A 4,568-nucleotide genomic window follows, 5' to 3' on the forward strand; every position below is an offset into this window, starting at 1 on the left:
GAGGTCGAAGCTGACCGCTCCTCGCGTAAGGAAAACGACGGGCGCACCTATAATGTCGCCGGCTGGGTCGGCCTGCCGCTCGGCGAAGACGGCTTCCTGACCGTTTCGGGTGAATACCGTAACCGCGAAGCCACCAACCGCGCCGACATCGATACGCGCGTCACGCCCAACCGCGTCACCGGTCGTTACGGCGATCCGGAACAGGAAAGCCTTGCCCTGTTCGCCAATGCCGCCAAGCCGCTGCAAAACGGCTGGAAGCTGTATGGCTTCGGCGGGGTACAGAGCCTTGAGTCCGAAAGCGCGGCCTTCTTCCGTCAACCGGGCAACAGCGGCAATGTCGCGGCCATCTATCCCAACGGCTTCCTGCCGCTGATCAATGTCAAGTCGAACAACTATTCGGCGACCTTTGGCACGCGCGGTCAGTGGGGTGACTGGACGTCCGACTATTCGGTCAACTGGGGCCGCAATGAGCTGGAATACAACACGCTCAATTCGGTGAATGCCTCTTACGGCACCGCCTCCAGGACCAGCTTCTATGACGGCAAGGTCATCTATGATCAACTGGTGCTCAATGCCGACATCAGCCGTCAGTTCCCGATTGGCTTCTATAGCCCCCTGACCTTCGCGCTGGGCGTCGAAGGCCGTCACGAAAACTATGAAATCAAAGCCGGGGAACAACAGTCCTGGGCATTGGGCCCCATCACGTCGGCCACTGCCGGGGCGCAAGGCTTTATTGGCTTCCAGCCGTCAAATGTGGTCGATGTCAACCGCGACAATTTCGGCCTTTATGCCGAACTGAGCGCTACAGTCGTGCCGCAACTGAGCTTCGATTTTGCCGCCCGCGCCGAAAAATATTCGGACTTTGGCGACAACCTGTCGGGCAAGCTATCGCTGCGTTATGAACTGACCGATAATCTGGCCCTGCGCGGCTCGGTGTCCACCGGCTTCCGCGCGCCGTCCCTGCAACAGCAGTACTTCACCTCAACGGCTTCGGTCGTGTCGGGCGGCGTCGTGGTTGAAACCGGCACCTTCCCGGCCTCGTCTGCAGTGGCCAGAGCGCTCGGTGCCCCGGCGCTGGAGGCCGAAGAGTCCACCAACTATGCGGCCGGCTTCGTCTATCGCAAGGGCCCGTTCGAGCTGACGCTGGATGCCTACCGCATCAATATTGATAACCGCATCGTCCTGACGGAAAACCTGTCGGGCACGTCGGAAATCACCGCCCTGCTGAAACCCTATGGCGTGACGGCAGCCCGCTTCTTCACCAATGGTGTGGACAGCGAAACGACGGGTATTGATGTGGTGGCCAATTATCGCCTGCCGACCGACCATTACGGGCGCTTCAACTTCAACCTCGCCTGGAACACCGGCAATACCGAGATCACCCGCCTGCCGGGCGCCAATACGGTGTCGAGCCTGCAAAACCCGCCGGTGTTGTTCGCCCGCATCCGTCAGTACATCCTCACCAACTCGACGCCTGAGAACAAGGGCAGCGCTACGGTGGACTGGAAGGGCGGTAAGTGGAGCGTCAACGGTCGCGCCACCTATTATGGCGACGTGATCGACACGGCGGCGACCTTCCCCAGCGATATCCACACCGGCGAAAAGACCCTGCTCGACCTGTCGGCCAGCTACAAGGTGACCGACAAGACCTCGGTCACCTTCGGCGCGGACAACGTCTTCGACGTCTATCCGGACAAGACGATCGCTTCGCTGCAAGGGTCGCAGGGCGCGCTGGCCTTCACGCGCTTCTCGCCCTTCGGCTTCAATGGGCGCTACCTCTATGCGCGCGTAACGCACAACTGGTAAGCGAAAACCGCAACCTCTTCCAACCCCGCAGAGCGATCTGCGGGGTTTTTTCGTGCCTTTCTGCCTAAAAAGAGGGACTTGCGGTCTGATAGGTTCGTGGCATCATCACGCCATGACCAAGCGCCTGATGACCTTCGCCCGTATGTTCGTTCTGACAGCCGCCGCGGCGGCCCTGACCGCCTGTGGCGGCGGCGGCGGTGGAGGCGGCGGCGGTTCGACCGCAACGGGATCAACCGGTGGCGGAAGCACCAGCGGGGGTGTCGCCGGCTGGATCAGCGGCGTGTTTCAGGCCGCCAGCAGCTTCAAGGATAAGTGCGAAACCGTGCGCACCGGTGTCGATATCGAAGGCAACCGCTTCCCGGACAAGGCCGGCACAGCGCTGGATGAAAAGAACTGGCTGCGCTCCTGGACGCGCGAAACCTATCTGTGGAATACCGAAGTCACTGATACCGATCCCGCGACAGGTGGTACGCGGACGCAGTATTTTGCGGGCCTCAAGACCTTTACCAAAACCGCCTCAGGCAAGGACAAGGACAACTTCCATTTCAGCGAGCCGACAACGGAGTATCTGGCGCGCCGCAATGCGGCCGCGACCGCCAGCTACGGCATGGAACTGACGGCCTATTCGACCACGACGCCGCGCGATTTCCGCGTCGTCTATACCGAGCCGGGCTCGCCCGCCGCCGGTGTGGTGCCGCGCGGCGCGCGCATCCTGACGGTCAACGGCATCGACCTCGTCAATGACAATACGCAGGCCGGCGTCAATGCGCTGAATGCGGGGCTTTTTCCAAGCGCTGCGGGTACATCAACAACCTTCAGAATTCGCCTCGTTAGTGGCGAGGAAAAAGACATTAAACTGACCTCGGCCAATGTCAGCCCCAAGCCGGTTAACAAGACCAGCGTGCTGACGGATGGCACCTCAAAGATCGGCTATATCCTCTTCAACACTTTCAGCCCCTATTCCAGCGAAACCGAGATCGTTTCGGCCATGCGCGACATGCAGACCGCCGGGGTCAATGACCTGATCCTTGATCTGCGATATAATGGGGGCGGTCTGCTGGCTGTGGCGTCGCAGCTCAGCTACATGATCGCCGGCAATACGCGCACCAATAACCGCACCTTTGAAACCCTGAAATTCAATGCAGCCGCCGGTAACATCAACCCCGTAACGGGTCAGGCCAATAACCCCGTGCCCTTCTATAATCAGGGGCTGGGCTTCACCGTCACGGCGGGGACATCTCTGCCGACACTTAACCTGTCGCGCGTCTATGTGCTGGCCACCGAAGACACATGCAGTGCCTCGGAAGCGGTGATCAACGGCCTGCGCGGCGTCGGCGTCGAAGTCGTCCTGATCGGTGGCAAGACCTGCGGCAAACCCTATGGCTTCTACCCTCAGGACAATTGCGGTGAGACCTACTACACCATCCAGTTTCAGGGCGTGAACGATCTGGGCTTCGGTGACTATGCCGACGGCTTCGTGCCGAACAACACCACCTCGACCACGGGTGTTAAACTGCCCGGCTGCGTGGCCAGCGATGATCTGAGCAAGGAGTTGGGTTTAGCAACCGAAGGGCTGGTCAGCACGGCGCTCAGTTATCGCCGCACCAGTTCGTGCCCGGCCTCGGCCACCGCCTTCGCTGCCGCCAGTTCGGCGGTCCAGTCGGCGGGCCCGGTTAGCGGCGGCTCAGGCCCGGCCATCGTCCCACCTAAATGGATCATGGACGTCAACCGCGACATGACCCTGCCGGGAGGCCGCTGATGCGTGGGCTCATCCCTGCCGGTCTGCTGTGTGCGCTGGGGCTGCTGGGCTGTCAGACGATGGCCGCCGGAAAGGCCGTCCCCGCCAGCGTCGATTTGAGCGATCCGCAAACCGTCAGCCGCCTCAAGGCCGCTCTGGCCCCGGTCATTGGTCGGGCCCATATCGAGTTTGGTCCTTCTGCTGCGGCCGAGACCGCCATGCTCGGCGTCCTGCCGCCGCCTCTGGGGCCGCTGGAAACCCATTCCACCGCTGTGCCGACGATCTTCGATGTGGTGCTTAAGGACGGCAAATGTCTGGCCGTGCGGCACGATACAGGCACCGAAACCGAGCTGAAGGGCGTCACTTGCCGCCCGGTGAGCAGCCGTTAGTTAGTCACTCATCTATCTCTGTCGTGATGATAACGGACTTGGGCGGATTGGCCAGCCAGACAATCAGGCCCTCACGATACACGGGGTAGCAATTGCGCCGCCCAAGCATACCGTACGTCACGTACAACACCTTCTCGCCCATCGACACACTGTATGCGCCGGTCCCTTGTCTGTAACTCAGAGCCCGTACGAGATAAGGCCGAAGACCGGACGTATCGGACGGATTGTGCGTGGTAAGTTGGCGGGCTTCTTCGGGTGTCAGTGAAATAACAGTTTTAGCCACCAAACGAGAGGTCACCTCTGACATATGATCGGGGCTTACTTCTGCAAACACCACTTCGGCAGTATTCGATTCGTGACCACCAACGTCCGTACTGCCAAAGTCTGTGTACCATTCGTCGCGCGTTGCGGGACAATCGGATAATGCTGAACAGCCAGAGGCAATCACATACGTAGCAGTGATTACTGCGATCCTTAGAAAATTATGTTTTTTCATAACACCCCCTAATCAGCAGATCACCATACATCAACACTCTGAAAAATGCATCTATCCCCGTTATTCACAGGCTGTGAATCGGAGTTAAGTGGACAGCCGCCTTTGCGCCGCATAGGGGCAGCGACAGCCCGTCCCTGAC

The 4,568-nt window shown here is 60.1% G+C and carries 4 protein-coding genes; 3 read left to right on the top strand and 1 reads right to left on the bottom strand.

Annotated elements, in window-relative coordinates; all coding sequences use genetic code 11:
• The 3 genes from Q0072_RS07615 to Q0072_RS07625 all read left to right on the top strand — a co-directional run.
• Window positions 1-1,806: TonB-dependent siderophore receptor (locus Q0072_RS07615; protein ID WP_298327990.1), on the top strand; the 1,806-nt coding region annotated here is incomplete at its 5' end.
• Window positions 1,807-1,918: 112 nt separating this feature from the next.
• On the top strand, window positions 1,919-3,565 hold the full coding sequence (locus tag Q0072_RS07620; RefSeq protein WP_298327993.1) for a S41 family peptidase: 1,647 nt from the start codon (window positions 1,919-1,921) through the stop codon (window positions 3,563-3,565).
• Window positions 3,565-3,933: a hypothetical protein gene (locus Q0072_RS07625; protein ID WP_298327995.1), complete on the top strand. Its 369-nt coding sequence runs from the start codon at window positions 3,565-3,567 to the stop codon at window positions 3,931-3,933. Before Q0072_RS07620 ends, Q0072_RS07625 begins: the two co-directional genes overlap by 1 nt.
• Before the next feature lie 4 nt (window positions 3,934-3,937).
• On the opposite strand, the gene Q0072_RS07630 is transcribed toward Q0072_RS07625, so the two are convergent.
• A complete protein-coding gene (locus Q0072_RS07630) occupies window positions 3,938-4,429 on the bottom strand; it encodes a hypothetical protein (protein WP_298327998.1) in 492 nt (163 codons plus the stop codon).
• Window positions 4,430-4,568: the final 139 nt, after the last annotated feature.

The sequence above is a fragment of the Asticcacaulis sp. genome, assembly GCF_027484505.1.
GTDB lineage: Bacteria > Pseudomonadota > Alphaproteobacteria > Caulobacterales > Caulobacteraceae > Asticcacaulis.

Coding starts and splice junctions, on each gene's coding strand:
- Q0072_RS07620 (WP_298327993.1), top strand. CDS start 1,919: ATGACCAAGCGCCTGATGACCTTCGCCCGTATGTTCGTTCTGACAGCC.
- Q0072_RS07625 (WP_298327995.1), top strand. CDS start 3,565: ATGCGTGGGCTCATCCCTGCCGGTCTGCTGTGTGCGCTGGGGCTGCTG.
- Q0072_RS07630 (WP_298327998.1), bottom strand. CDS start 4,429: ATGAAAAAACATAATTTTCTAAGGATCGCAGTAATCACTGCTACGTAT.